The sequence below is a fragment of the Mesorhizobium sp. M0077 genome (assembly GCF_040322955.1).
GTDB lineage: Bacteria > Pseudomonadota > Alphaproteobacteria > Rhizobiales > Rhizobiaceae > Mesorhizobium.
In genome coordinates this window covers 1-564 of record NZ_JAMYUL010000045.1, presented here as the reverse complement: position 1 = coordinate 564, position 564 = coordinate 1, and the positions used below count along the sequence as shown (strand labels likewise).

General features: G+C 61.2%; 1 protein-coding gene. It reads right to left on the bottom strand.

The genetic code is table 11. The annotated features are described in order from the left end of the window. The coding region (locus tag NKJ57_RS30845) for an ATP-binding cassette domain-containing protein (protein WP_352513795.1) at window positions 1-564 on the bottom strand (564 nt) is incomplete at both ends.

Sequence of the window (564 nt, the reverse complement as noted above, 5' to 3'; positions counted from 1 at the left end):
GGTCCCATTGATCGAGGCTTGCGCTGTCGATGCGAACCTTCCCGGCGACCGGCGTCCATGCGCCGACGATGGCGCGCGAGAGTGTCGACTTGCCCGAACCCGATGCGCCGATGACCCCAAGTGCGCTTCCCGCCTGAATGGCAAACGCAAGGCCGGTCACGGTCGGCTTGCTTTCACCGGGCGGAACGATTGTCACGCTTTCGAGGCGCAGTTCGCGTTCAGGTGCAGGCATAGGCACAACAGGAGCGGTTTCAGGAACCTTTTCCAAGAGGTCCTCCAGCCGCGCCCAACTCTGGCGCGCAATGAGGAAGGGTTTCCAGCTTGAAATGGCCAGATCGACCGGAGCCAGCGCACGCCCCATCATGATCGAACTGACAATCATGACCCCGGCCGTAGCCTCCTGCCTGACGACAAGGTACGCACCTACGGTAAGAATGGCCGATTGCACCTGCAGGCGCAAGTCGGCATTGCAACGCGCTGCTTGCAGCAGACCATTGCGTGCCATGTTGTGGGCAACGGTATCGCTTATCGGCCCTTGCGAGAGAGTGTTGGCAAGGAGTGTCA